Origin of the sequence: Nocardia barduliensis, assembly GCF_013315795.1 — a bacterium.
Lineage (GTDB): Bacteria > Actinomycetota > Actinomycetes > Mycobacteriales > Mycobacteriaceae > Nocardia > Nocardia barduliensis.
This window is the reverse complement of record NZ_JABLTE010000083.1, coordinates 1-25,875: the sequence shown is the minus strand read 5'-3', so window position 1 is coordinate 25,875 and position 25,875 is coordinate 1. Positions and strand designations below refer to the sequence as shown.

At 66.2% G+C, this 25,875-nt stretch carries 28 protein-coding genes and 2 pseudogenes; 18 read left to right on the top strand and 12 right to left on the bottom strand.

Annotation, left to right across the window (positions count from 1 at the left end):
• The first annotated feature begins 123 nt into the window (after positions 1 to 123).
• From HOV91_RS40170 to HOV91_RS28405, 4 genes are all read left to right on the top strand, one after another.
• Positions 124 to 426, top strand: a complete 303-nt coding sequence (locus HOV91_RS40170) for an excalibur calcium-binding domain-containing protein (protein WP_246351044.1) — start codon at positions 124 to 126, stop codon at positions 424 to 426.
• A 79-nt stretch (positions 427 to 505) separates the two neighbouring features.
• Positions 506 to 1,108, top strand: coding sequence for a PadR family transcriptional regulator (locus HOV91_RS28415; RefSeq protein WP_174188437.1), 603 nt, complete (start codon positions 506 to 508; stop codon positions 1,106 to 1,108).
• Positions 1,109 to 1,155: 47 nt separating this feature from the next.
• Positions 1,156 to 1,881, top strand: coding sequence for a DUF8817 family protein (locus tag HOV91_RS28410; protein WP_174188436.1), 726 nt, complete (start codon positions 1,156 to 1,158; stop codon positions 1,879 to 1,881).
• A gap of 509 nt (positions 1,882 to 2,390) precedes the next feature.
• A complete protein-coding gene (locus HOV91_RS28405) occupies positions 2,391 to 2,723 on the top strand; it encodes a hypothetical protein (protein WP_174188413.1) in 333 nt (110 codons plus the stop codon).
• 136 nt (positions 2,724 to 2,859) lie between these two features.
• On the opposite strand, the gene HOV91_RS28400 is transcribed toward HOV91_RS28405, so the two are convergent.
• Both HOV91_RS28400 and HOV91_RS28395 read right to left on the bottom strand, forming a co-directional pair.
• On the bottom strand, positions 2,860 to 3,462 hold the full coding sequence (locus tag HOV91_RS28400) for an LppU/SCO3897 family protein (RefSeq protein ID WP_174188435.1): 603 nt from the start codon (positions 3,460 to 3,462) through the stop codon (positions 2,860 to 2,862).
• A 20-nt stretch (positions 3,463 to 3,482) separates the two neighbouring features.
• Positions 3,483 to 4,085: a hypothetical protein gene (locus HOV91_RS28395; protein ID WP_174188434.1), complete on the bottom strand. Its 603-nt coding sequence runs from the start codon at positions 4,083 to 4,085 to the stop codon at positions 3,483 to 3,485.
• Positions 4,086 to 4,540: 455 nt separating this feature from the next.
• On the opposite strand from HOV91_RS28395, the gene HOV91_RS28390 reads away from it, so the two are divergent.
• From HOV91_RS28390 to HOV91_RS28375, 4 genes are all read left to right on the top strand, one after another.
• Positions 4,541 to 5,392, top strand: a complete 852-nt coding sequence (locus HOV91_RS28390) for a hypothetical protein (RefSeq protein ID WP_174188433.1) — start codon at positions 4,541 to 4,543, stop codon at positions 5,390 to 5,392.
• Positions 5,393 to 5,634: 242 nt separating this feature from the next.
• Positions 5,635 to 8,049: a hypothetical protein gene (locus HOV91_RS28385; protein WP_174188432.1), complete on the top strand. Its 2,415-nt coding sequence runs from the start codon at positions 5,635 to 5,637 to the stop codon at positions 8,047 to 8,049.
• Between the two features lie 38 nt (positions 8,050 to 8,087).
• Complete coding sequence (locus HOV91_RS28380; RefSeq protein WP_174188431.1) at positions 8,088 to 8,381, top strand: hypothetical protein; 294 nt, start codon at positions 8,088 to 8,090, stop codon at positions 8,379 to 8,381.
• A 372-nt stretch (positions 8,382 to 8,753) separates the two neighbouring features.
• Entirely contained in the window at positions 8,754 to 9,062 is a 309-nt protein-coding gene (locus tag HOV91_RS28375) for a DUF6802 family protein (protein ID WP_174188430.1), read from the top strand.
• A 562-nt stretch (positions 9,063 to 9,624) separates the two neighbouring features.
• On the opposite strand, the gene HOV91_RS28370 is transcribed toward HOV91_RS28375, so the two are convergent.
• Positions 9,625 to 10,224: a DinB family protein gene (locus HOV91_RS28370; RefSeq protein WP_174188429.1), complete on the bottom strand. Its 600-nt coding sequence runs from the start codon at positions 10,222 to 10,224 to the stop codon at positions 9,625 to 9,627.
• A gap of 322 nt (positions 10,225 to 10,546) precedes the next feature.
• Positions 10,547 to 10,819, bottom strand: coding sequence for an alpha/beta hydrolase (locus HOV91_RS28365; RefSeq protein ID WP_312884800.1), 273 nt, complete (start codon positions 10,817 to 10,819; stop codon positions 10,547 to 10,549).
• On the opposite strand from HOV91_RS28365, the gene HOV91_RS28360 reads away from it, so the two are divergent.
• Positions 10,793 to 11,611: an amidohydrolase family protein gene (locus HOV91_RS28360; protein WP_174188427.1), complete on the top strand. Its 819-nt coding sequence runs from the start codon at positions 10,793 to 10,795 to the stop codon at positions 11,609 to 11,611. The genes HOV91_RS28365 and HOV91_RS28360 overlap by 27 nt on opposite strands.
• Before the next feature lie 209 nt (positions 11,612 to 11,820).
• Here HOV91_RS28360 and HOV91_RS28355 read toward each other — a convergent pair whose 3' ends face one another.
• Complete coding sequence (locus tag HOV91_RS28355) at positions 11,821 to 12,435, bottom strand: TetR/AcrR family transcriptional regulator (protein WP_174188426.1); 615 nt, start codon at positions 12,433 to 12,435, stop codon at positions 11,821 to 11,823.
• 123 nt (positions 12,436 to 12,558) lie between these two features.
• Between HOV91_RS28355 and HOV91_RS28350 the strand changes: the two genes are divergently transcribed.
• Positions 12,559 to 13,932, top strand: a complete 1,374-nt coding sequence (locus HOV91_RS28350) for an FAD-binding oxidoreductase (protein WP_174188425.1) — start codon at positions 12,559 to 12,561, stop codon at positions 13,930 to 13,932.
• 14 nt (positions 13,933 to 13,946) lie between these two features.
• On the top strand, positions 13,947 to 15,134 hold the full coding sequence (locus tag HOV91_RS28345) for a glycosyltransferase (RefSeq protein WP_174188424.1): 1,188 nt from the start codon (positions 13,947 to 13,949) through the stop codon (positions 15,132 to 15,134).
• A gap of 511 nt (positions 15,135 to 15,645) precedes the next feature.
• Here the strand turns inward: HOV91_RS28345 and HOV91_RS28340 are convergent.
• Entirely contained in the window at positions 15,646 to 16,386 is a 741-nt protein-coding gene (locus HOV91_RS28340; RefSeq protein WP_174188423.1) for a HEAT repeat domain-containing protein, read from the bottom strand.
• Between the two features lie 538 nt (positions 16,387 to 16,924).
• On the opposite strand from HOV91_RS28340, the gene HOV91_RS28335 reads away from it, so the two are divergent.
• Positions 16,925 to 17,824 (top strand): AraC family transcriptional regulator, encoded by a 900-nt coding sequence (locus HOV91_RS28335; RefSeq protein ID WP_174188422.1) that lies wholly within the window; start codon positions 16,925 to 16,927, stop codon positions 17,822 to 17,824.
• Between the two features lie 134 nt (positions 17,825 to 17,958).
• On the top strand, positions 17,959 to 18,339 hold the full coding sequence (locus HOV91_RS28330; RefSeq protein ID WP_174188421.1) for a peptidase inhibitor family I36 protein: 381 nt from the start codon (positions 17,959 to 17,961) through the stop codon (positions 18,337 to 18,339).
• A gap of 182 nt (positions 18,340 to 18,521) precedes the next feature.
• Here the strand turns inward: HOV91_RS28330 and HOV91_RS28325 are convergent, their stop codons facing one another.
• Positions 18,522 to 18,974: a hypothetical protein gene (locus tag HOV91_RS28325; RefSeq protein ID WP_174188420.1), complete on the bottom strand. Its 453-nt coding sequence runs from the start codon at positions 18,972 to 18,974 to the stop codon at positions 18,522 to 18,524.
• 408 nt (positions 18,975 to 19,382) lie between these two features.
• On the opposite strand from HOV91_RS28325, the gene HOV91_RS39555 reads away from it, so the two are divergent.
• Genes HOV91_RS39555 through merT form a run of 3 tightly spaced genes read left to right on the top strand, consistent with a single transcriptional unit; the run spans position 19,383 to position 20,462 of the window.
• Positions 19,383 to 19,733, top strand: a complete 351-nt coding sequence (locus tag HOV91_RS39555) for a hypothetical protein (RefSeq protein WP_246351041.1) — start codon at positions 19,383 to 19,385, stop codon at positions 19,731 to 19,733.
• Positions 19,730 to 20,170, top strand: coding sequence for a MerR family transcriptional regulator (locus tag HOV91_RS39550; RefSeq protein ID WP_217441256.1), 441 nt, complete (start codon positions 19,730 to 19,732; stop codon positions 20,168 to 20,170). Before HOV91_RS39555 ends, HOV91_RS39550 begins: the two co-directional genes overlap by 4 nt.
• Positions 20,160 to 20,462, top strand: a complete 303-nt coding sequence (gene merT, locus HOV91_RS28315) for a mercuric ion transporter MerT (protein ID WP_174188418.1) — start codon at positions 20,160 to 20,162, stop codon at positions 20,460 to 20,462. Before HOV91_RS39550 ends, merT begins: the two co-directional genes overlap by 11 nt.
• Positions 20,463 to 20,628: 166 nt before the next feature.
• Here the strand turns inward: merT and HOV91_RS28310 are convergent, their stop codons facing one another.
• A complete protein-coding gene (locus tag HOV91_RS28310) occupies positions 20,629 to 21,513 on the bottom strand; it encodes a class I SAM-dependent methyltransferase (protein WP_174188417.1) in 885 nt (294 codons plus the stop codon).
• 163 nt (positions 21,514 to 21,676) lie between these two features.
• Complete coding sequence (locus HOV91_RS39545; RefSeq protein WP_217441255.1) at positions 21,677 to 21,919, bottom strand: DUF1062 domain-containing protein; 243 nt, start codon at positions 21,917 to 21,919, stop codon at positions 21,677 to 21,679.
• Between the two features lie 94 nt (positions 21,920 to 22,013).
• Between HOV91_RS39545 and HOV91_RS28300 the strand changes: the two genes are divergently transcribed.
• The gene (locus tag HOV91_RS28300) at positions 22,014 to 23,399 is read left to right on the top strand and encodes a serine hydrolase domain-containing protein (protein WP_174188416.1); all 1,386 of its coding nucleotides are present in this window, start codon (positions 22,014 to 22,016) and stop codon (positions 23,397 to 23,399) included.
• A 298-nt stretch (positions 23,400 to 23,697) separates the two neighbouring features.
• A complete protein-coding gene (locus HOV91_RS28295) occupies positions 23,698 to 24,246 on the top strand; it encodes a DUF2231 domain-containing protein (RefSeq protein WP_174188415.1) in 549 nt (182 codons plus the stop codon).
• Positions 24,247 to 24,264: 18 nt separating this feature from the next.
• Here the strand turns inward: HOV91_RS28295 and HOV91_RS40165 are convergent.
• From HOV91_RS40165 to HOV91_RS28280, 3 genes and pseudogenes are all read right to left on the bottom strand, one after another.
• Positions 24,265 to 24,483: pseudogene (locus tag HOV91_RS40165) on the bottom strand (SDR family oxidoreductase); the annotation flags it as partial.
• A gap of 490 nt (positions 24,484 to 24,973) precedes the next feature.
• Complete coding sequence (locus HOV91_RS28285; RefSeq protein WP_174188414.1) at positions 24,974 to 25,390, bottom strand: VOC family protein; 417 nt, start codon at positions 25,388 to 25,390, stop codon at positions 24,974 to 24,976.
• A 145-nt stretch (positions 25,391 to 25,535) separates the two neighbouring features.
• Positions 25,536 to 25,875, bottom strand: a pseudogene (locus HOV91_RS28280) (FAD-dependent monooxygenase); the annotation flags it as partial.

Genomic DNA, 25,875 nt, shown 5'->3' with positions numbered 1-25,875 from the left:
CAGGCTGCCACGAGAAGAGTACAACGATCACTTTACACCCGTGAGCCGACGCACCGCCAGACCGTTGACCGCCAAAGTTCCGAAGCGACAACTACTCTCGTTTCGCGAACCGGGAGTTACTCGATGTGCGCCGACCTTCCCCAAGATCGGCGGCACCCTCCACACCCATCCCGGCAACCACCACCGCGGCGATTCCGGAGACATCGACACTCCCCCGGCGCAGCGCACCCGCGCCGGCGCCACCCCAGCCGCCGTCGGCGTCCTCGGTCTGCTACCCCGACTGCGCCGCGACACGCGCTGCGGGCGCCGATCCGGCGCGGAGAACCCGGCCACAGATCCGACCTCGACCGCAACAGCAACGGCATCGCCTGCGAGCAGCGGCCCGGGTCATCCACGTACTCCGCTCGCCCAGGACGCTCGGTGTAACCAAATTTGGCTAATACGCCCGGGTTGGAGTACATTCCTGTGGTAGCCAAATTTGGTTAGCCGGGTGGAAGGGGGTTCGATGACGCCGGTACGGCTTCTGGTCCTGGGAGCGTTGCGTAGGCGTGGTCGCGCGCACGGCTATCAAATCCGCGCGGATTTGGAGTCGTGGGGTGCGCACGAGTGGTCTACCGCTACATCGGGTTCGGTGTATCACGCGCTCAAGAGCATGGCCGGGCAGGGTTTGCTGGCGGCGACCTCGGAGGCGGATGCCTCGGTCGCGGGGGGTCCGCCGCGGATCGAGTACGAGCTGACCGACCAGGGTGAGCGGGAGTACCTCAGTCTCCTGCGCCGGGCCTTGGCCGATCGTGAGCCGAGGCTGGATGTGCTGTGTGCGGCGGTGGGTTTGATCGAGGACCTGCCGCGGGAGCAGGCTGTGCAGGTCCTGCGCACCCGGGCCGAGGCGATGCGTGACTGGCGCGCCGCTATCACCGCGCACCTGCCCGCGGACGCGGAGCTGGACGCTTGGGGTCCGGTGGGTGAGGTCATCTCGCTGTGGCTGGCGACCGCTGATACCGGCGCCCAGTGGACCCAGCGGCTGATCCACCGCCTGGAAAACGGCGCGTTCAGCATGGCCGACGAGCCCGGTTCCCCCACCCACCGCCCCGCCCAACCGGCCCGGTAGCGGCCGCGAGCATCGGGGAAACTTTCCCTTCGAGACGGAGCACTGTCATGGCCCACGAGATAACCGTCCCGCTGCTTCCATGCGGATCCATCGACGAGATCGTCGAGTTCTACACCATGCTCGGCTTCACCCGGACCTACTACCAGCTGCGCCCGAACCCGTGCGTGGGCCTGCAGCGAGAAGACCTGCAGCTGCAGTTCTTCGGCATGCCGGACTTCAGACCCGAGGACTCCTACGGCAGTTGTATCGTCGCCGTGCCCGACACCCAGCAGCTGTTCGAGGCGTTCGCCGCGGGTATGCGCGCGGTCCACGGCAAACTGCTGGTCTCCGGGATCCCGCGGATGACCCGCCCGCGTAAACGCAAGAACGCCGACAACCACTCCGGGTTCACGGTCATCGACCCCGGCGGGAACTGGATCCGGATCTTCCCGTTGCCGGGAACCGGCGCCGCCGGTGCGCCCGCGCTCGGCAAGCTGGCCAGGGTGCTGGACAACGCCGTCGTGCTCGGCGACTCCAAAGGCGACGATCAGCAGGCGGCCAAGATCCTGGACGCCGCGCTGGCCCGGGAACAGGGCCGCGCACCGGCCGCCGAACTGGTCGAGGCGTTGGCCTACCGCGCCGAACTCGCCATCCGCGCCGGCGACACCACCACCGCGGCCGATGCCCTCACCCGCGCCCGCGCCGTCCCCCTCACCGAAGCCGAACACAGCGAACTCACCGCGCAGCTGACCGGCCTCGAAGACCTGGAGACCATCCTCGGACGCACACCCTAGAACCGTCCCAGCGGTCACGCCCACCCGCTGAAGCCGCGATCCGCGCTCATGAAACCAGCAGCGCCGCAGCACCACTCACGGCTCCGGCCAACCGGTCCGAATCGTCTTGGCGCCGGATCCCGGCCGACACCGAGCACCGCCAAGTGCATCGGATGCGAAGACGACTGTGTGCACATCGGCCGACTGCGGCCAAGCCGACATCGACGCCTGGCCAGTCCGGAATCCCTTCAGTGCTCACAAGCCCTTTTGATTTAGGGGCGCGAAAGTCACTACTGTGTAACAAATCTGGACATTCGACCGATAGTGGCTCGGGTGCGGTGAGCGCGCTCATCTCGAGATGGAGGTCGACTATGTCGCAGTGGAGGAGAAGTCCGCGCACCGTAAGGCAGTCGGCCGTGCTGGCCGCAGTCGCCGGGACGGTGGCGCTTGTCCCGGCCGCGCTGGTCATACCGGCATTCGCAACCCCTGATCAAACCCCGGTCACTACCACACCCGTCACTACCGCGCCCGTGACGACGGTCCCGCCGGTCACCACCCTGCCCCCGGTGACCACCACACCGCCGGTCACCACTGTTCCGCCGGTAACGACCGAACCGCCCGCAACGACCCCGGCATCTCCGAAACCTGCTGAGCCGGAAGACCCCTACGGCCCAGACGGCTTCGATATCTGGGGCTACGACCGGTGGGGCTTTGACCGCTGGGGTTACGACCGCTGGGGTTACGACCGACAGGGCTACACCTCGCAGGGCTGCGCCCGATCCGGCGAGGACCGGCCCGACGCCGACCGGCTGGCGTGCGAACTGCGCAGGGCGCGACCATCTACCGGTAGCGCGGGGAGGTGAACCCCGCACACTCCTGCTGAACAACTCCCACACCGCCTGAACTTCCCGCTGAGTAGCAGGTTCGCCACCGGCAAGTCCGCTCCGGCGGCCCCGAACGGAGGCGACGCTCGTCGATCTGGGTCGTCAACCGACGATCTCATCGTGATGGTGTAAGGCAGAAGACCACGTCGAAGATGCCTTTACCGGGTGGGTTGAGATCCAATCCGACCATCTTCAGCCGCCACCCCGAGATCTTGTCGGTGCCGGGCACGCCGGCGCAGGTTTGCTGCGCCAGGACGGCGTTGTCGAAACGGGCCAGAACGCGGAAAGCCCCAGGGGAGGTGCAGGGAACCTGTTCTCCTTTGACTCCCTCGCCTTGGATCACACAGTCACCGACTTGCGCCACGTTGATGCCCTTCGCGGGATCGCGTCCCGCGAAGCCGACACAGACCTTCGTCGACGGACCTCCAGTGTGATCCACATACGTGTGGTACACGCCCGGGACAGCGCGGCAGTCCGCATCGGCTCCCGGCAATCGTTCGAGCGCGACATGGGTGGCGGTCGGGCTGTTACACGGCACCTCGAAGAATTCGTTCGTTCCCTCCCGCAGGCAATCGCCCTTCTCGACAATGTTCGGTGCGGCACCGATAGTCGCCGACGCCGCGGTCGAACTGGTCGCGAACGAAGCAGAATCCGAGTTCGACGCGGTGCATCCAGCGGCGATCATCGCGATACCGATTGCGGCGGTGATACGAGCCATCCGCCCAGGGCGGCTACTTGTCATCGCAGGGCCGCCTCGAGTCCCTTGATCAGTTCATCGGCGATCGGGCGGAGCTGCTCGACGCGGGCATTCGGATGTCCCTGTACGACCGCCTGGATCAATGTGCCCTTGATATCGAGAACGACCGCGAGGTGGCTTCCTCCGTACAGGCCGACACCGAGTTCGGATCCGGCATATCCGGCGATCGTTCCCAGGCCGTTCACCGGCTGATAGCGCACCGGTGCTTTCCGCGAATCGGTCATGTAGGACGCCAGTGCCGCAGCGGCCGTATCAGCCTTGGGGGCACCCGCCGCCACTTCGACGCTCGGCAGCTCGACGAGCGCCGACCCGGTGGCGTTCGCGAATGCTTCCGGGTGGTAAGAGCAGGTGATGGCGTCGGGCAGGTCGAGCGTATTCACGCTCGGCGCGCGCAGCGGGAACGACTGCCCGAATGCCTTCTCGATCGTCGCGGAACTCACCATCGCGCACAATTCTTCGTCGCTCACAGATGCCAGCGACTGGTCGTTCCCCGATACGCTCTGCGAGCCCGGCCCCTCCTCGGAGTCACCGCAGCCTGCCAACAGGAGGCTCGCCGCCGCCATGATCCCGACTATGACGCGCATCAGGTCTCTTCCTTATCGTCTCGCGCTGGGTGATGTGCGACCGCATCGGTTCTTCCGCTGATCTCCCGGCCGACGTGGTCGGCTCACACTCAGCGAGCGGCGGTTGGGGCCGACACACGCTCATCTGGAGGTCGCATTGCGTGCGGCTCATCGTACCCAGCCGCCAATTCGACTGAGGTGCCCCATATTTCGGGGGCGCGCCATAGTTCGGCGGTATCCCGCCGTCGCACACTTCGGCTGAGGATTACGTCATGTGGCCAGCGATGCGCATACGCGCCCTCAGGCACCGTCGCCGACCATCTGCTGGTCACCGCGCCCGTCGCGATCATGACTGCCACTCCACCACGATCAACGCGGCTGACCGAGGCGGCTGCACTATCAGACAGAGATAGGTGCCCGTTCGTTCAGTGCACCGGAACCATTTCGGCGTACTGCGCCAGCCTTATCGTCATTGGGTGGCCACCACCCACCATCACGAAACTGTGACGTATCAGCCCGATACACGCGATCGTCGCGCCATGCGATCGGTCGGCCTGCCGCCCTTGCTCGCTTTGCAGCGCAGTGCGGGTAACGCCGCGGTCGCGGCCGTGGTGCAGCGCTGCGGGCCCCGGCCCTGCGAATGCACCGACGGCAAACCCGATAGCCAACAGACCGACACCGCGCAGGGCACGCTTCAACGTATGACCACTGCGGCGCTGCTACAACGACAAGCCGTGACCCCCAGCGGCGGGGGCATGAACGGTCGTGACCCGTGCCTGGACCTGTTGCAGGCGATCATCGAACTGCTCGACGAGGTCGCCGAGCGTTTCCGGCAAGCCCAGGACGATGAGCACGACCTGTTCAAATATCACCGCCATCCCAATGAGAGGCACCCCGACCACGGCTCCTGGGACGGACACCGCGACAAATACAATCAGAAGCGGGATGAGTTGCGACGCAAACTCACCGAATGGGACGACGATTGTGGCCAGTTCCGTCCCTCCCCCCAGCAGCAGGAAGACCTGCGCGAAGCGCGGGAATTCAGCGGTAAGGACTTCCCCACCAAACCGGCGCGCGCTTTGCGCGAAGCCGAGGAATCCGAGCAAGAGTCCATCTGGGACAAGCTGCGCAAACCCCTGCCGGGCTGGGTAGTCGACACCCTGATCGCTCTCGGAGCCATCGCGCTGGCGGTCGTCCTCGTGGTTGCCTTCGCGACCGGCGCCGGAGAGATCGCCGTGGCAGTAGCCGGCGTCGGGTTGGTGCTCGGGCTAGCGATCCGCGCGGCCATGCGAACCGCCGGAGTACGCGACACTTCCCACGACGCCTGACACGACACCAGAAAGGTCAGGCCGCTCGGCGATCCGGTATTCGGTGCGAGCAATTCTGCGATGTCGGGACGGGCCGCGGCCCAATCCGACCTCCGGTGAATCCAGGACCACGAGGATATCGCCCAGGGGGTTACCTTCTGGGCCTGCTGTCGACGGGTTGCGATTCGGTCAGATGTCCCGGATAGCGCTCGGAGCGTGGATGATACGGCGGGGGCACCGACCATCGAATCGATCGGAACGTTATGACGACTGCCCAGTCTCCTTCTCGGGCCGGAGCCGGCGCGGCGGCGTTGGCCGTATTCGGCTGTGGCTTCGCGACTATGGCCGTCTGGCACTTCGCGTCGTACCGAGATATCGACGTGCCCTCGTTTCCCGATTATGCGAGCGGCACGATCGGCGATGCGATTCTGCTCCCCGTCCTCGTCTACGGGTTGGTTCGCGCTCAGTCGGTGTTCGACGCGGCTTTGACCAAAAGGCAATGGATTCTGGTGGCGGTCGCCGGATTGTTCGGTCTCGCGGCGGGCGTTGGATCCCAGGCGTCGTGGTATCTGGATGACGATCCGGAACTCAATTGGATGATTCCCGAGCCGCATCACCTTTCCCCGGTCGGTTGGTATCACGCGCTGTTCCTGGTCGTGGTGTCCGCGGGTGTCAGCGGTTTGTTTCTCGGTGCTGTTCTGCGAGTGCGGAACTGTCGACGTAATGCGGCTGACGCGGCGGCTGCGGATCGGGTGCTCCGCTCGAACGGTGCCGTCATCGTGGTCTCGGCGGCGCTCCTCTTCGGCGGGACGATCGTGATCGACTCGTCCGGCGCCAACAATTCAGCCGCCACCTGGGGCACTCTCGGCGCGCTGGCCATCGGAGCGGTCGCGGCCCTGGTGATGATCGCATTCGTGATCGGGCGTGCCGCTCGCTCATTGTTTCTACCGTTGCTGATCGCCGTCGGGGCTTGCGTGGTGCTCTACGAGGCCATCACCAGCGCAAGAACCGGATCCCCGATGTATGCCATGTGGCTGGTCGGCGCGGCGTTAGCGGGTATCGGTGTTTCTCACGCTTCATATGACGGAGCGAAGGTCCTGGAAAGCACCGATCTGCGATATGTGGTGTTGCCGCTGGTAGTCGTGCTGGCAGCCATAGAGGTAATCCGCTTGCCCGCGAAATTCTGGCCTGCCACCCTCGTCGTGATCGCCGTGGTGTTGGCCGTTCTCACGGTTGTGCAGTATCGCGCTCCGGGGTGGGCGATCACCGGCGCGGCATGGTCGCTGGTGGCGATACTGCTGCTCGAAGTCTCCCTGGGAGCGTCCCTACAGGACATGAACGCCAGCGCACCCGGAGACAATACCAACAATGCCCGCTCGCTGGTCGGGGCATTCGTGACATTGGCTGTGGGCAGCTACATTATTCGAAGCTTCCAGATATTCCTGAGCCCCCTGGCGGCGGCTGAAGCGAGTCCGCTCGGTTCGGATACACGCGAACGTTCCAAGCGCATCCAGATCGCCATGCGCCGGACATTCGCACTATCGATGTTGTTGGGCCTGGGCAGCTTCTGCGCGACGACGCCACTCGTCCTCGTCGCGGTGGACAACTCCGTCGACCTTTCCGGACACAACGAAGTCGACCTGCTCCCGCTCACGGCCATCGCAGTCTGGATCGGCGTTCTCACGCTCACCACATTTCGCTCCACCGCCGCGCAGTTCGCCGTTCGACCGCAAGCGCACGATCGGCCGATGCCGAGGCAGCCGACGCCCCGCCTGTACAGCGCCCTCGCCGCGAGCGCACTGTTGTTCGGAGTCGCTGTCACGACCTGGTGCGTGCTGAAATCGGGCTGGCACGGGTGGCCATCGGCGCTGGTTACCCTCTTCGTCGTGCTCGTGAGTCTCGACACTGTCGAGACTACGCTGGTCAATAGCTCGGCCATGTGCGGCAGACGGCCCAGTGCGGGTGATGTCCTGTTCGCAACCGCCGCTGGGATCACCACCGGAGAATTGCTGTACTTCGCGGTATTTCCACCGCCGAACGGCGCGGGCGCCTCCTTGGTGGCGTCGTTCACCTCGTTCGTCGCCGTGGTCGTCGTCCGGTTCGTCATCGTCTTCGCAGCTGGTGGCGCGATCTACGCCCGGCGCGATCAGTGGTATCTGACCGACCATCCGCCGGGAATCAACCATCGCAACGACGAACTGCTGCGAACCATGATGATCTTCATCATTCTCTGGCTGCCCTCGTTCGCCTACACCCATTCCAAGCAGAGCACCTCACCGCTCATCAACATGGCCGTGGTCGGCGGAGCCGCTATGGTCCTCGTGGCAGGGCTGCTGCCTTGGTCCAGCGAGCAGTGGATACGTCACTACAACGATCAACGGCGTCTGCGATTCGAAGGCGTCCATTCGACCCTCGACGACACCATTCACGGGGATTGGCTAGTGTGGCCGTACAAGCAGATCGGAAACTTTCTCGCGACCGAAAGACGTGGAGAGAATGCCGATGTCGAGATCTTCTTCCTCCGGGCTCTCGGCGCGCATCTGTCGTTGTTGATCCTGATCAGAACCACACTCATCCTGAGCACCGTCGCCGGGATGTTCGTGATGGTCTTCGCGCATGTCCTGCCCCAGCCGGCCACCCAGCCTCAGCAGGCCCAGCCCGAGCCCGCGGTGCAATAAGCGGCGCGGCATCTCCTTTGGCTTCGGACCGCGCCACCATGACGGACCACTCCGCCATACGGATCGATCGGCTATCCGGCAGGGAATTCGAGGTCGCCGACCTGCCCGGCATCGAGCAGCAATTAGCCGAGGAAGGTGACGCCGTCACCTGCGCGTCGATAAGTCGGCAACCTCACCGACCAGCGGGGTCCCGTCAACTGGCCTTCGGCATGCCGGCCCAGGATGGCGCGGCGTTCGTCGTCGTCATCTACTGGGGGGCGGCCCCTTTGCGGCCGCGGCGGCGTCGGCAGCGACCAGATTGGATGCTCCTCGGCGGCGGCCACCAGATGTAGCCGCGCCGAAGCCGAGCTCAACGCCCGCGCTGCGATACGGTCCGGCGCGCCGCCACCGGCCGCAGGGCCAGCGCGGCCGCCGGGTCACTGGGCAAATGCAGGTACGTCCTTGGCCTGGTCGATTGTGTGCTTCGCCGCACCGATCTCACCGACCGCGTCGATGCGGCGCGGGTGCGCGTCGCCAGGAAGCTTCGTATCTGCTGTGGCCGAACTCGCCGATGGACTGGTCCGAACGCGCCAACGCAGGTGGCCTAGGCTGGCTTCGGATTCAGCGACCAGTGGTCCAAGGTATTGAATGGCGACGAAGACCTCGATACTCTGGGCCGATGCTGGCCGAGTTCTTCGAAGGCATGGTGCCCGAAAGCAGGGGCCATGGTCACGTCGGGTGATCTTCCTGGACTGGATCTACCGCATATCGACGCGCACGCCGAATTAGGCGGCCTCGGTGCCGTCGAACTGCACCATCCCACCCAGGACATCGACCAAGACGGTCTGCTCGACAGCATGACCATCACCGGCGACGATGCCATGCAGGTGTGGACCGACGTCGATCACGACGGCTTCGCCGATCACGTCAAGGTGGTGGAGAAGGACGGCGACTATGCCGCCTGGGAGTTCCATCGACACCCGGACGGAACCTCGGAGTGGATTCGGACGGATCAGGGGCGGCTGGGCACTTGAGCGGCGCCGCCTTCCCGTCGAGGGAGGGTGTGGGCAGCGCCGGGTCGGGCTATGTCGGAACAGCGCCGACGCTCGTTGCACCACACCACGCGGATGGGTTGTCGATTCGGCGAGATAGCGCCCCCGTCACCACTTTGCAGCGTATGAAACAGCTACCGGCTGGTAGTCGGTCACCGAGAGATCCCATCGGCCTCCGGGCGGGTGCGGCGGCATCGCTCTCGTCGCGGGCGCGGAACCACCCCGCACAGCGCGACGACGATCGCGGGGAACAATCGGATACGTCCGGCGAAGCGGCCGATTGCCTTGTTGCGATTGCCCCACCCACTTGAGCACCGATCGGTTCTGCGCGATACCCGGCCTCATCACCCCGTACTCCGGACAATGGATGCTGTGACTCGCGGGGCTATGTGGCGGTGTTCGCGCATCGTCAGATGGCGCTGTCAGGGGTTGGATGCTTCCCGCTCGAGGCGATATGGGTGCTTGCTCGCGCCGCGAGCTACCACGCGGCTGGGCCCGAGTCGTGCTTCGCAATATGGGAATGCGTAGCCGGTCTCACTGAGATTCACCGGTCAGCGGCGCTGGCGGCTTGTCTTGCAGCTTCCTCCAGTTGGATTCGGTGGTGCTGCCACCAGTTCACGTCGCTGGTCGGCATGTTGTCGTTGTCGGCGAGCAGACCGGTGGCACCGTCGATGAGTTCGCGGATGATGTCCCCGTGTCCGGCATGCCGGTTGGTTTCGGCGATCACGTGTACGAGGATCTGGTGCAGATTCACGGTCTGCCGATCTTCCGTCCACCACGGCACTGAGCCTTCGGCGGTGAGATCGAGGCTGTCGATGGTGGCGTCGGCATGGGTCCAGGCCCGGCGGTAGAACTCGATGATGTCCGCCCGCGACTCCTTGGGGGTTGCCCACATGTCGGCTGTTGGGTCGGCCGCGAAGTCGTGTTCGGTGATGGGTTCGTCGTATGTGCGGGCGAAGGTGTCGCCGAAGTAGCCGAACTCGACGGTGCCGAGGTGTTTGACCAGGCCGAGCAGATTCGTGCCAGTGCGAGTCATCGGTCGGCGAACGTCGTACTCGGACAGGCCATCGAGCTTCCACAGCATGGCTTCGCGGGCATAGCGCAGGTAGCGGTGCAGGTCCGCCTTGGCTTCGGAGTCGGTCATATCGAGCACTGTGCCAGGGGCACCTGACGTTTCCTACCGGTTTTCGGGTCATCGTCGTCTGGATACGAATATTCGCGAGACATCCTCGCAGCAGCATGGTTTCGCGCTGTCAGGTGGCGCCGATGACGAGGGTGCTGTCGACGACTTCTCCAGCAATGACAACTGCAAGCGGCACACGATAAACGGGCCGTCGCCGCGATCCATCCAGCCGCGGTCGTCATCGGGTACGGCATCGGGCCATGCGAGAGCACCGCCACCTTCCGCCGCGAGTCACAACCCGCTGGTCGATCGAGAAAGGAGAGGCCACTCACGAGTTCCTGCATCAGGAGATGAGAGCTCTCCGCAGGAACTCGATTGTTTCGGTCACGATGTCCGCCACGTTCGGGTGACCGTCGAGCCCGTGTTCCGCATCGGGGATGTTCCGGTAGACCACCTCGGCGCCGACCTCGGCCATGCGGGTGTACAAGCGCTGGCTCTGGCGTGCGGGTACTAGCGTGTCCTTCTCTCCCTGGACGAGTAGACACGGTGGCAGATCCGGCTGGCGATGTTCTGAAAGAATTAGTGCTTTATGACCATTGATGTGTGGATGCAACACCCCACCGTGCGGTTCTCCCAGCACGACATGTTCGCCTCGCTGCGCCGCTGGACCGGCCAGCAAGCTCTCGGCGACGAGCTGCCGATCGAGTTCACCCTCGCCGCGATGGACCAGGGCGGGGTTGAATTCGGGTTGCTCAGCGCCTGGCACGCCCCGCGCGAAGGCGCGCTGATCTCCAACGACGAGGTCGCCGCCTGGGTGGCCGCGCACCCGGACCGGTTCGCTGGCCTGGCCGCGGTGGATTTGTCCAAACCGATGCCCGCGGTGCGGGAACTGCGCCGGGCGGTGACCGAACTCGGGTTCAAGGGCCTGCGTGTGGTGCCGTGGCTGTGGGAAGCTCCGCCCACTGATCGCCGCTACTACCCGCTGTATGCCGCCTGCGTCGAGCTCGGTGTCCCGTTCTGCACCCAAGTCGGGCACACCGGGCCGCTGCGGCCCTCGGAAACCGGGCGCCCGATCCCCTACATCGACCAGGTCGCTCTCGACTTCCCCGAACTGGTAATCGTCGCCGGGCACATCGGTTACCCATGGACCGAGGAAATGGTAGCCGTGGCTCGCAAACACGAGAACGTCTACATCGACACCTCCGCCTACACCAGCCGCCGCATCCCCGACCAGCTGGTCTCCTACATGAAAACCCGATCCGGTGCCCGCAAAGTGCTCTTCGGCACCAACTACCCCATGATCACCCACCCCGCCGCCCTGGACGGGCTCGACGAACTCGGCCTCGACGACACCACCCGCCAGGAATACCTGCACGGCAACGCCGCCCGAGTCTTCGGCCTCGACTGACCACGCCCCGGTCCCGCCTCCCCGCCGGGCCGCACACCCACCCGGCGGGGAAGGCGCCTGCTTCCGTGGTTCCCGGCAACGAATTGCGGCCCCTCGCCACCCGAACCGAGAGGAAATCCCCGTCAACGGCGTCCCGCCGCCAGCGCCTGCGGCGGGCGACCGGCCCATCGAGGCCCAGTCGAATCCGCGTGAGCGCGTCCTGCGCGCCGCTAGCGCGCCACGTGCAGGGCGGTGAGCGCTTGGTCGGCCAGCCACCGTTCGGCCTGGTCGAAGGTCCAGCCGTTGTCGTCGACCAGGGTGAAGTAGCCCGCGTAGCCGAAGTAGAACCAGAGGATGTCGACGGCTCGTTCGATCGTGGTGTCCGGGGGCAGGCCGCCGACGTCGTTCAAGCGGGCCGCCAGTGCGGTGATCGCATCCCGATAGCGCTTGGTGGCGATACTCAGCGCGTCGTTGGCCTCGGTATTGTGCGGCGCGGTCGCCAGCACGACCCGCATGATGTCGCCGTAGTGCTCGCGCATCAGGCGGACGGAGGCGGCCGCGTGCCGCACGATCTGTTCCGGATCGGTCAGGCGCGCCTGCCGCTCGAGCGTCTCCGCGACTACCGGGGCCTCGCTCCACAGATCCACCAAGGTGCGCAACAGCCCCTGTTTTCCGCCGCCGACCGCATAGACGGTGGCCGGGGCGACCCGCGCCAGCTTCGCGATCTCGTCGACCGTGGTCGCGAAGTAGCCCTGCCGCGCGAACAACTCGCGGGCGGCGTCGACGATCGCGATCCGGGTCGCCTCCGCGTATTCGGCCCGCCGGGACTTCGAAGATTCGGTCATGGTCCAGTCAGTGTAGCTCGACCACGAATAGCGGAGTAGTAGCACACTCATCAGAGTTTCACTCTGATGAACTTACGTTTACTCTGGGGACCGTATCGATTCTCGCTCGATTCGAGGTGTCTGATGACCCCACCGGCTCCCCATCCACTTCTCGCGGCGCTGCACCGCACGGTCGCGCCCGACCGAATCACCTCCGGGCCTGCCTACGCCACTCTCTGGAACGGCGCGGTGACGCGCCGCCCGGCCGCCGTCCTGCACTGCAATACGCCGGCCGACGTCCAGGCCGGTATTCGCGCGGCGCGTGAATCCGGTGTGCCCCTCGCAGTTCGGGGCGGTGGTCACGACTGGGCCGGACGTGCACTGGCCGACGGCGGCCTGACCCTGGATCTATCCGGCATGTGGCAGGTCGACATAGATCCGGACGCGCGGGTGGCGCGCATCGGCGGTGGGACGACCAGCGCCGACCTGGTCTCGGCGGCGCAGGCGCACGGGCTCGTCGCAGTGACTGGAACCTCGGGTTCGGTCGGCATGGCCGGACTGTCCCTCGGCGGCGGGTACGGGCCGTTGAGCGGACGATTCGGCCTCGCGGTGGACAATGTGCTCGCGGTCGACATCGTGCTCGCCGACGGTTCCCTCGTGACCGCGGATGCCGAGCACGAACCGGAACTGTTCTGGGCGGTCCGAGGCGGCGGCGGCAATTTCGGGGTCGTCACCAGTATGCGGATCCGGTTGCACGCCGTACCCGCCCTGCTATCGGGGATGCTCGTCTACCCCGGCGGTGAAGCCGATCGGGTGCTGGCCGGGCTCGCCGAACTCCTGCCCGACGGCACGCCGGACGAACTCACCGTGCACAGCGGTTTCGTCACCGCGCCGGAAGGCTTCCCCGCCTTCTTCGTAGCGCCGACCTGGTGCGGTGACCCCGCAAGGGGTGAACGCGAACTGGAACGCCTGACCCGGTTGGGCGATCCACTACTGGCCCAAGCGGGACCCGCCACCCAAACCCAACTGCTGGCGGGTACCGACGCATTGTTCCCGCCCGGCAGGCACGTTGAGATCGCGACCGCGACCGTCCCCGCGCTGAGCCCGGCGGTGCGGGAAATACTCCGATCCCACGGCACCGAGCCGACCTCACCGCTGTCGGCCGTAGCCCTGCACTCGCTACACGGCGCTGCGTCCCGCATCCCGCTGTCAGACAACGCTTTCGGTGTCCGTCAACCCCATCTGGTAGTCGAGGTGATCGCCGCCTGGGAGCCTGGCGATCCAGCCACACATCGTGCCTGGACGGCCGACTTCGCCGCCGCCCTGGCACCGCACGCGCTGCCAGGTGGCTACGCCAATCTCCTCGGCCCCGGCGACGCCCGCGCCGCGCACGCCTACGGCCCGAACACCGGACGATTGCTCGCCGCGAAGCGGCACTACGACCCGCAATCCATTTTCCACGCCATCCCCCTCCCCGCCGAGAATCCCTCAGCGCCCGCCCTCGAACAAACTCGCTGACAAGGACATTGATCATGCGCATACTGTTCAGCGGCGTGCCCGCATACGGACACCTGCTGCCCCTCGCCTCCCTGATCGCCGCCGCCCGCTCCGACGGCCACACCACCGGCCTGCTCACCAGCGCCGGGATGACCGACATGATCACGACCGAACTGCCGCCCGGCGTCGAGCATCTGCCCGCCGGCCCCATGCCGCTGGAGTTCTCCGAAGAGACCGCCGCACGCACCGGCGCGAACGTCTTCCAGCCGACACCGGAGACCATCGGCGAGATCTTCGGTGGTACCCGACTGGACCGAACAGCCGACGCAGCAACGGATCTCGTCCGCGAATGGTGTCCCGATGTCATCGTGGCGGACGCCTTCGACACCGTCGGCCCGCTGCTCGCCGCCACTATCGACGTGCCGTGGCATCAAGTCGGTCTCGGCCCCGCGCTACCGACCCTCATCGTCGACGAAATCAACCGCGCCGCATTCGACCGATACGCCCGCCGCGGACTGACCCCCGTCCCCGCGCGCACCTACATCGACCCCTGCCCGTCGATCCTCCAGGAACCGGACTGGGCCTGCCCGCTCCCCCGCATCCCGCTGCGCCCCCAGGCACACCGGCGTCCAGGCGCCCCAGCCCTCGAACTCGCTCTGCCACCCGCCGGAACCCCCCGCGTCCTGATCACCCTCGGCACCATCTTCTCGGAACCGCATCTACTGACCGAGATCGTGGACGCGGTGCGCGCGCACGAGGTCGATGTCGTCGTCACCGAAGGGTTCTCCATCCACGATCCCTCCCGCACTGCCCGCGCGGCGAGCACGGAAGCGATCATCAACGGCACTAAAACCACTGCGGTGCATCGAATTCCGTTCACACCGCTCGCCGAACTACTCGGCGACACCGACATCGTCATCGGCGCGGGTGGCTCGGGCACCGTGCTGTCGGCCCTCACGCACGGCCTCCCGATGATCCTGTGGCCACAGGGCGCGGACCAGGAGATCACCGCCGCCCGCGCCACCGCGGGCGGCGTAGCCCGCACGGTCCGCAACTCCAGCGAGATCACTCCCGCCCTCGCGGCCCTGCTGTCCGACGACTCCTACCGCCACGCCGCTACCAAGGTCGCCACCGAGATCGCGAGCTTACCCGGGCCCCACGACGTGCTCGCCGCGCTCATCAAAGCCTCCGGGCGTGACATCATCGAGCAAGACCCCTCGTAGAAAACGACCGTCCGCAGCGCCTCGGGGACTTCGTCGCCCAGGGCATTGTCGAAATTGACGGATCTCGATCTCGGCGAGAACGTCTGCCAGAGCGTGGAACTACCGTCGATGGCGCCGATCGTCCTGTTCACTGGTCGACGACTACGCCGATACCCATGATGAATGGCTGGCGGCGATAACCAATCGCGGCCCCTGCACCAGGCAAATCGGTCCAGGGGCCGTGATCAGGGGTATTCGTACCTGAGCGTTCGCTCGGTAATTTACAAAGCAACTGTATGCGAACAACAGCGAGGTATACAAACTCGGGCCGAACGGCTCAGCCGATTTCTGCGCTGGCGGTGACGGCGTGTCTTGAGCAGAGTATCGATTCCGCACCAAACGAGTTGTGCTGCGATAGAGCTATGAGCACGCCGCTCGGTCTTGCCAGGCGGCGGTGTGTCGCTGAAACCGCGGTGAGCGTGGTCGATTCGCTGGGAGTTCGGCCAAGCGACGACTCTTTCGATGGCCGCCGTCACGTCGTGGCCGCGTCACGGACTTCGAAGTCCGGGTCCGTGGCCAACCGCGCCAGCAGGCGGCGCGCTTCGCCGCCGCGGTATCGGCGCAAGGCCGATGCGAGAGCGGAGCGCACTTCCGGGTTGGAGTGGTCAACTAGGTATGCGATGTCGGTGACGTCGCCGCGGCTCTTTCGGCCCAGGTCGTAAAGGGTGTCGATGAGATCGTCGTCGTTGTCCGCGTCACGCAATCGGGCCAGGAGTTGCGGCTTGGTCAACTCCGGCGGGTCTGTGGCGAACCGGTGACGAAGGTCGGCGGCTTTGAATTCACCGCGCCGCAAGCACGCTGGACACGCGCAGGGCCGCCGACCGTGCGCGTCCGGGAAATACCGCCACCCCGTCACCTGCCGCACGTACCGGATTCGATGCAGTTCGGCGGGTGTGATCGCGCGCGGAACCACGATCTCGTACCCGCGCGGGTCCTTGGCGTGCAGGATCACCGAAACAGCTTCGACGGCAGTCATTTCGGTCAGCACTGCGCCAAAGTGTCCGACGAGAACCGGTTCGTTGTCGGGTATCCGGAAATCGACCGCCACGATCTGCCGCTGGCCGCCGCGCCGCAACTCGCGCAACCATTGATGCGACAGAACGTAGGACGGCATTACCGGCATACAGAACACTCCACGGGCACTCGCGGCGATGCCCGCACGGCGGATCCGCCGCGCGTTCTTCTCCGCCGTCAGGTGCACCATCAAGGACATAGGAAGAGCCTACCGACCTGGCCGACACCGGGAACCCTGTGTCCTCCCACTCAGTTGGTGCGGCCGCGTTCGATCAGCAGTCGTACCGGCGCTACGACGCAAGTCAGCTGACGCGCCGCAGTGTTGGAACACCACTTTCGACATGCTGCGGTTTGCGCCGATGGCGGGGGTCACTTTGGGCAGTTCCTCGATCGCTGATCAGTTCGTCGTTGGAGATTTCTCTTCGCCGCCATCCTTCCCATACCGCACTGGAGATCGGCGGTAATGCCTCGGGCTTCTACGGCGACCGGCTCGCCATGGACGACGCAGCGGAAATGGCTGTGGATTCCCGAAGCCAGTGAAGCGTCCACAAGACGCGCTACGCAGTGCGCAGCCGATTGTGTGCCCGCAGGTGTCGACGGACAATACCTTCGACATCCACTGGTCCAGGCCCGTTCGCGCGGCGCCTGCTGCTTGGAGGGCAGTCGGAATGTTCGTTGAACCGCTGTCGGGACATCGCTATTTTCGAACCGCTGACCCCGAGGTGGCCCGGGCGGGGATGAGTGGCATTTTGCGTGAGCACCGGCTCGACCCGGGCGCCTCCACCATGGAGGCCAGCTGCAATGTCGTCCGGTACGGCGATGTCGGCCTCGTCTACAAGCATTACGGGGTTCAGGTTCGGATCCGGACCGGACCCATCGAAACCTTCCGCCTGGTTCAAATACCGCTGGCCGGGTGGGCCCGGGTGCTCAACGGGACCGCGGATATTGCCTCCGACCCAGCGGTGGCCTCGGTTCCGGACCCGGATGCGCCCCTGGACATGAACTGGCACGAGAGCAGCAGGCAACTCCTCGTCCGATTCGACCGTGCCGCGTTGGACGAACATTTGCGGCGGATGCTGGGTCGGCCGCCGGATCGTCCGCTGCGGATGGCCATCGCCATGCAATTGCGGTCACCGGCCGCCCGGACCTGGTTCGAATCGCTGCGCATGCTGCAGACCGACGCCGAAGGCCCCGGCATGTTCCTGGATCCGCGGCTGCGGCCGCAGGTCGAGCAGCTGATGATGTCCCAACTCCTGCTGGCCCAGCCGAACAGCTACTCGGAGCTCCTGCTCGACGACGCCCCCGGAAAGTCGACGCCGCGTCCCATCCGCCTGGCCGAACAACTCATTGTCGACCATGCGCACGAATTGCTCACCGTCACGGATATCGCAGAGGCAGTGGGACTTTCCGTGCGGAGCCTGCAGGAGGGCTTCCGGCGATACCTCGACACCACACCGACGGCTCGACTGCGTGAAGCCCGGCTGGTGGGCGTGCACTCCGCGCTGGCCGCCGCGGACCCCACCATGACCACGGTCGCCGCGGTGGCCGCGGACTGGGGGTTCTGGCACCTGGGCCGTTTTTCGGCCCTGTACCGGCGGCGATGGGGCGTGCCGCCGTCGGTGACGCTGCGCGCCTGACCCGCCGCGCCGAACCTGCCGCGCAACCCGGACAGAACTCGCGCGAGGTGGATAGTCGCGGGCGGCCCGGTCCACGGATCATGAGTGCGGCGGAATCCGCCGCACCGAATCCCATCGGCTTCGAAGGATCAATCATGCTCTCACGCAATCTTTTTCGCCGTCTCAGCGTCGCGGCGGCGGCCACCTTCGCGATCGCCGGGTACGGCGCAGCCCTCACACCGACCCCGGCGTCGGCGGCCTACGACTGCCCGGGCGGACTGTTCTGTGGCTACGACCACCGCAACGGCACCGGCATGTTCGTGCAGATCGACAACAACTGCCTGCTGCACGACATCGGCAACGAAGGAAATGGGGATCGTCTGACCTCGTACTGGAACCGCACCGGAAAGACGGTCGGCGTCTACAACTGGACCGGTCAGGAGTGGCAACTGCTCGTCTCGGTTCCCGACAACAGCAAGGGCAATGTGCCCGCCGACGGTGACAACAAGGCCGATGCCCTGTGGGTCTGCGGCTGAGGCTTGTAATTCGCAACACTCGGTAGACCCTCCCGGCGCGCAGCCGGGAGGGTCTAGGGAGAAACACGCCCAAATGGCGAACAATCACCGCTCGAGCCCAAGATCAGTTTTTGCACAGTGGATAGGTTGCACCTAGCGTCAGGGCAACGTGCGGTGCCGGTCGGCTGCCTGCGCCTTATGCGTCAGCGGAGTTGTTCGGTTAATCTCTCGAGCCCGTCTTTGATCAGTCGTCCGTACTCGTCGTCGCCGAGCGCGCCGATAGTGTCCTGTGCGTGCCGGAGGTGTTCACGAGCTCGGTCGAAATCGCCGAGCTTGAGGTAGCAATCACTCAGGTTCAAATGCAGCGAGGGATACAAGCCGGCCGCCGACAGCGTTACGCCGGCTCGCGCCAGGTCGGCATCGGTCAACAGGTTCGCGGCCGCCAATGCGCGTTGGTCCCAGAGCAGTTCCTGTTGCACGTCATCTTGCGCGTCGGCGACCGCATGGGCGAGTGTGCACCGGTGCAGCGGGTCTCCGTCCTCACCGCCTATCTCGTCCCAGATTTCGGCGAACAAATGAAGGGCGGCTTCTCGCTCGCCACCGTGATTGAGCTGCGCTGCCTCACCGATCCGAAGCAGCGTGGGGTCCGTGATCATCCACGGTTCCTTCCTGGCAGGTTCGCGGGGACATGTGTCGCAGGCCCCGGAGCCGACACGATACCGTTCCCTACGCCTTGAACCGCTTCTCGATCGTTGAAACATGAGGGGCTTGGTCGCTTCTCCGCATCGAAGTGCTGTCGACGCCTCGCATCGCACTTGGGTACTGGATAGGCCTACGGGCGCGCCCGGTCTCCCCGGCCCCTCAGCACCAAGACTGCCGTAGGTGTTCGTATAACGGTTGTTCATTGGCAGATCGGGTCGGTTACCTCCGGTGACTAGCGATGATCATGCGCATGAGTGGCCAAGAATGCATAGTTCTCGGCACACCGGGCAGGCGCGGCTGTACCACGGACTTCGTTGATCGGGGTTGCATCCTGTACTCCGGTACAGGCTTACCGTGGCGTCATGACGATGATTACGCCTTCTTCCGGGGATTGGGTACCGGCCTCGTGCACCTTGCCCACCGCCGAGCAGCCGGTGCGTGTCGCGGCGTTCGACCGGTTCTTCGCCGAGTCCGTACAGCGCACCGATCGCCCGGTGCCTACCCGGCTGGATCTGCTGCTGGACGCCGAAGCCGAAGCGGCCGGCCGGGATCTGGCCGGCCGCGAGTCGGGCTGCTGCTCGTTCTTCACCTTCACCTTCGAGGCCACGGGTGCCGGGCCGGTGATGCGCATCGAGGTGCCCGACAGCGAGGTCGAGGTCCTCGATGCGCTCGCGACGCGGGTGGCCGCCTCGATCGGCGGGAACCGGCGTTGACCGGGTTACGCACCAGCCAGCTGGCCGCGGCCGCGGGGGTAAACAAGCAGACGCTGCGCTACGAGCGCCGCGGGCTGCTCGCCGAACCGGACCGGTCGCTGGGCGGGCATCGGCTGTATCCCGAGCAGGCGTTGACGGTGCTGCGGATGATCAAGGCCGCCCAGCGGCTCGGGTACACCCTCGATGAGGTCGCCGACCTATTGGATGTCACCCACTTCGGGCGCCGCCTCGCCGATACCGGATTGCAGGCCCGTGCGGCGGCGAAGCTGGCGGAGGTCGACGCCGAGCTGACCACGGTGCGCGATACCTTGCGCGCCGCGCTCGCGGCCGGATGCGATGACCTTAACTCCTACAGTGAGAGTCCCTGCTGCCCGGTACCGTTCACCGACGACCACGACCGCGGCAAGGTCAGCGCGGGAGGCGATTGTGGCTGCTGAATCCACCACCAGCTCACGGCGCTGGTGGGCGCCGATCGGACTGGGCGCGGCGATCTGCCTCGGCTGCTGCCTGGCACCGATGCTGATCGCGGCCGGAGTCCTCGGCGGCGGGATCACCCTGCTGAGCCTGTCGTGGCTGGAACCGCTCGGCTTCACCCTGCTCGCCGCTGGAGTAGCCGGACTGATCTGGTCGCACTCCCGCGCCCGCCGCACCGGATGCACCAGCGATACCGACTCGGTCGGTGCCTGCACGACTTCGGGTTGCGGATGCGCCACCACCGTCACGTCGTGAACCTGGGTTCCCGACCTCGAGCACCGCGGCTGGGCCTGGATCGGCGCACCGCGGCAGACAGCGCTCGAACGTCCGCAACCGCAAACGACATGACCGATCACCGGCAATGCAAGCTGGTCATGAACCGTGGCGATTGTCAGACGGCCTCAGGTGGCTTCGGCGACAACTACTCGGCTCCGTGGTCCGACGATTGCCAGTGCCACAGAATCATTGACGGAACCCCGCGGTTCGCGGCCTGAGCCGCCTCCGGTGCGAGGAGGTCGAGGGACCAGGGCCAGAACTCCCATGGCCCCGGGTCGGCGGTGCGGGCGCGGAGGGGAGAGACAGTGACGGGCTCGTCGCAGCTCCGGATGGAAAAGCCCGCAGCCACACCGGCTCGCACGTAGTCGCCGGTGCGGTGGTGGTGCGAGCGCACCCGTCCGGCCGTTCCGTCGGCGCGGCGGATGGCAGGGATCCGGCTGCGTGCGACCTGTTCGGGATGGACATCCGCGATCACCAGATGTCCACCAGGTCGGAGCACCCGGGCGAATTCGTCGAAGACGGGCGCCAGGTCCGGCACGTGAGTGAGCGCCAGTGAGCAGACCACCATGTCAACGCTGCCCGTCTCGACGGGGAGCTGCTGCAGCTCACCGAGTCGAAAGGCCGCTTGCGGCAGACGCGTTTCCGCGTGCGCGAGCATGTCCGCCGAACTGTCGACGCCGATGACCCGGTGCCCGCAGTCGGCCAGCATCGCCGCGACCCGCCCAGTGCCGCACGCGGCGTCGAGCGCGACACCGGGCGGCGAAGTGCCCGCGACCGCGCGCACGATCTCTTCGTCGAAATCGAACGCCGGGTTGCCGGGGTCGTCGTACGTCGTGGACCAGATCCCGTAGCCGTCGACGGTACTCAGGTGTTCGACATCTACACCCTCGAACGCATCGTCGGCCAGCATCTGCCGGATCTCCGCGATACGCGCTTCGACGAACCGCCGGTCGTGCTCCCCGGCGAATGCCCGCAGTAGTGCGATTCCTTCCAGCCCCAGCACGTACGCCAGAGGATGCTCATAGGCCATAGTCGCGAAACTAGTTGTCGCGCCGGACTGCAGCTACCGAATTACCCCGGACCGCAGTTCAGGTACCGAGCAATCGTCGACTCTCGTTCGGTACCGCCGAGTTTCGTCGGACGAGACCGCTGTGATCAGCCTCTCGACCCCGGTCCGCGAAAGACAGCAAACTTCAGCGATCGGTCGCACCGGCGGGACAGGGATTCACGCAGCGAACCGAGACCTCGATCACCTCGTGGTCCAGATGGTCCGGTCCGCCGGTGTCGAGGCTCCAGGCGTTGTCCAGGTCGAGAGCGACGTGATTGCGACGCCGCACGACCGGATCCTGACGCAGTTCGGCTGTCCGGCCAGGATCGTTGCCCTGCAGCCGGTTCAGCAGCTCGGGTCGGGTGACTCCGGCGCGGCTATGCGACACGACGTCTGTTGTGTTCCGTATCACGGTGCGTTAGCCTCACTCTGAGTCTGTCCGGTCTCAGATTTCTGGGCGTTCGATGGAAAGAAGATTGTCGATGCGTAGTCGCCGCCGCCTGATCTGGGGCGTGGTGTTCGCCGCCGTTGCCGCGTCGATCGTGGTGCCCGCTCCGCGGGCGGTCGCCGAAACGGTCTGCGCCGAACCCGCCTCGGGCGCGTACCCGGAGCGTCGGGACCCGACCGACGTCGGAATGGATTCCGGCGCGGTGGCGGAGGCCGTTCGATTCGGCGCCGACCGCGCCGCGCACGCCGTACAGATCTACCGCCACGGATGTCTGGTCGGCGAACACAACCCGACGGGAAACGCGCCGCTGCCCCTGGCCAGCGGTAGCAAGGGCGTCGCTTCGGTGGCCGTCGGCCGGGCGGTCACCCTCGGCTATTTCGGCGTGGACGATCCGATCGGCCGGTTCTTCCCGGAGGCCGATCCGAACCACGCGCGACTGACCGTCCGCCAAGTGCTCAACCAGACCACCGGGCTGCATTTCAGCTGGCCCGCCGACATCGCGGCGCTGACCACGGGTGCGGTGGCACAGACCCTCGCCGCGCCGGTGGAACGGGAACCGGGCACGACCTCCTTGTACGCGCAGAACGTTCTCGCGTTGCTGGCCGAGATCATCGAGCGCACAACCGGACTCGACTTCCAGGATTTCGTGCAGCGTGAGGTCATGGCACCGCTGGGCATCGAACGCGACCACTGGGTGTGGTTGCGCGATCGCAGTGGCACCACGGCCGTCAACGGCGGTTTGGCCATGCGCCCGGCCGATCTCGCTCGCATCGGTCGGATGCTGGTCCAGGACGGCCGGTGGGACGGCCGCCAATTGATCGGTCGCGACTACCTCCGCGCCGCCACCGAACCCACCGCCGCCAACGGCGGTTACGGCTTCCTGTGGTGGCTCAACGCGGGCGACACCTACCACGGAGTAAACGTTCCCCAGGCTCGTGAATACGACCACCCCGTCTTCCCCGGCCTGCCGCGCGACGTCTACGCCTTCTCCGGAGCCCTGGGGCAATTCCTGGTCATGGTGCCCAGCCGCGACATGGTGATCGTCCGGCTCGGCGTGCCGACCTCGATCGACCCGGCCAACCCGATCGGCTTCCTCACCGGGACCAGCAACCCGGAGAACCGCGACCTGTTCCGCAAAGCCATCGACGCGGTCCTCGACCAGCCCGACACCCTCGGCCCCGTTCCGGTTGTCGACGATCCGGTGCGACCGTTGGTCCGCACACCCGAGGACCTCGTGGCCCTCGTCGACCCGCGGACCACCTTGGCCCTGCTGTTGGGCGCCGACGTCTATTCCTCCACCCACTGCAACGTCCTGTTCTGTGACGGCCGACCGGTGGGTGAGGACATCTTCCGTCTCTGGATCGATGTCGCCGGGCAAGTGTCCGCCGCGGTCGCCGCGCTGAACTCACCGCCGCGTTGACACCGGATCGGGCCGCTTCGCGCGTCGATCCGCACCCGGTACGGCCCGCGATAGACGATCGCTCGCATGCCGTCTTCTCTCCAGGTGATGTCGTCCGACCCCCACTCCGAGGGGGCAAAACGGAACCACCCTGCCCTCCCGGGGCACGGCTTCTGCGCGGCCACACCACTGCGCACCTGGGACGATAGAGAGATCGTCAGAGGCGCCACCTCGGCGAGACTTCGTCGCACGCGATCGGGCGCTCACGCATCACCGCAGAGGCCGGGTTCGCCGGTAGCGAGGTGGGTATGGCGACGTCATGAATATTCCTCGGATGCTGCGGACGGTCGAGGCTGCCGATGGGCTCGACCGACCCGCCGCGAGGCTCGCCACGTCGGTACGCCGGGTTCTCGGACAAGGCCGTGTCGCCGACTGGGTACGCGGCTCCCAGCTGGGCCACCCGATACACCCGATACTCGTCACCCTGCCGATCGGCGCTTGGTCCAGCGCCGCAGCGCTGCGCATCGCCGGCCAGAGTGACGGGGCGCGCAGACTCGTGTTGATCGGCCTGCTGGCTACGCCCCCGACAGTCGCCGCCGGACTGGCCGACTTCCGAGACCTCGACATTTACCAGCGGCGCGTCGGCCTCGTGCATGCTGCGGCCAACGGTGTCGCGGCCCTGTTGTTCTCCGCCGCCTACCTGACCCGGGGCGACTTCACGGCCACTGTCCTCGGCGGAGCCGGTCTGGCGGCGATGGGCGTCGGCGGCGCCCTCGGAGGCCACCTCTCCTACGCGCTCGGCGCTGGGGTGCACCGTTGGCAGGATGAGCCGGCGCCGCTGGAACTCAGCCCTGCCTCCATTTCCTGATCGGACCGCGGACACAGCGGATTCGGCCGCAGCGTATGCCGCTGAAATAGGACTGCCCATCACCGCTTCGCCGGATCCGAAATTGATGATGCGGCCACCGTTGTCATTCATCGCTTCGTAAGCCGCTTGATTGGTCAAGACGGTGGAAACCAAGTTGGTGTCCAGTGCCTGCCGCAGGTCGTCCACGGTGAGCCGGACTGGGTTGCCGGGGTCCAGCGCCCCCGCCGCGTGCACCAGGACGTCGATCCCGCTACATCATCGGCACCGTCGATCCGCAGGTTCCCTTCGATGCAGGACCGATCGGCCTGGGCGCGATGATCAGCTACCAGCGCCTCGGCGCGAAGAGCCCCGGCAATACGCCGGACCCGGTCGTAGCAATCCGTTGAGACCACTGCAGGCATCCGGGGACATGAACCGTGCGGCGGCCCGCCCTGGGTGACTCGATGACGTCGCGGCCGTGAGACCAGCGATGACGACCTCGAGTCCGTACTCGAATTCATCCGTGGGGCGCCTCCGCCGCTTCGCCCATCGACCACTTCGGCAAGCAGCGGAAAATCCTCGGCACGTAGCTCGTCGAGCACCCAGACCACCTCCGAGGTCCGCGGAAGTCCCGCCCCCTCACCTTCGATCCATCCGCAACGGACGGCCCCGGCGACGGCCCGCCGTCGCATCGCTCACCAACCTGGCGCGGCGCCTGTGTGCCGCGCCTACGCGCGGGAAGGGACCATTACTGCTTGCGTACGACCAATTCCAGCGCGATGTTGTCCGGGTCGCGGAATTCCAGGATGTACATGGGACCGAGGTCTTTCACTCCCGCGTGGGCGATGCCGAGTTCGTCGAGCAGAGCAGCCGCCGAATCGAGATCCGACCGAGTGGGCAGGGCGAAGGCGAGGTGGTCGAGTCCTACTCGATCTTCGTCGAACTCGTCGCTGGCGACGGGGCGAAGTCCGAGCAGCGCATCACCCATCTGGTAGATCACACCGCCGAAGAGGAACCCGAATCGCGCACGGGTCGCTTCGTCCGCGTCCGCGGGACATTCCCAGGCGATCGGCCATCCGAAGACGGCGTCATAGAAAGCCCGGGATCTGTCGATGTCGGTCACGGTCAAGCGGACATGGTCGAACGAACGGGTGGAGATCGGCATGATCGAGATCCTGTCATGATCCCCCGGCTTCATTCAGGCGACTTGACCGCGAAGTGTCGTCACTCCGCCGACTTGCATTGAATGCTGGACCGATTCGCGCCCCGCCCGGTCGGACCGTGTTCCAGGTGTGGCCGTTATGTGACGCCTACGGCTTGGCCGACGAGGTGATCGGCGGTCCGGCCGGGGCCCCGGAGTCCGGCACTCCTGCGTAGTCGGGCAGTTCGACGCCGTTGAGCGCGCGCTCGATCAGTTCGATGAACCACTCACCGGCGAAATCTGGGTGCCCCTCGGCGTCCGGCCCGGACACGTCGCGGCTGCGCACGTGCAACCGGCCGATCTCCTGGTTGGCCTCGACGAACGAGCGCATCCGCCGCTCGTAGCCGGCGAACCCGGCCCCTGGGTCCCACCCGGCAGCGGCCAGCTCTCCGGCCAGCAGGTACGCGCCGACCAGCGCCAGCCCGGTGCCCGCCCCAGACATCGGCGAC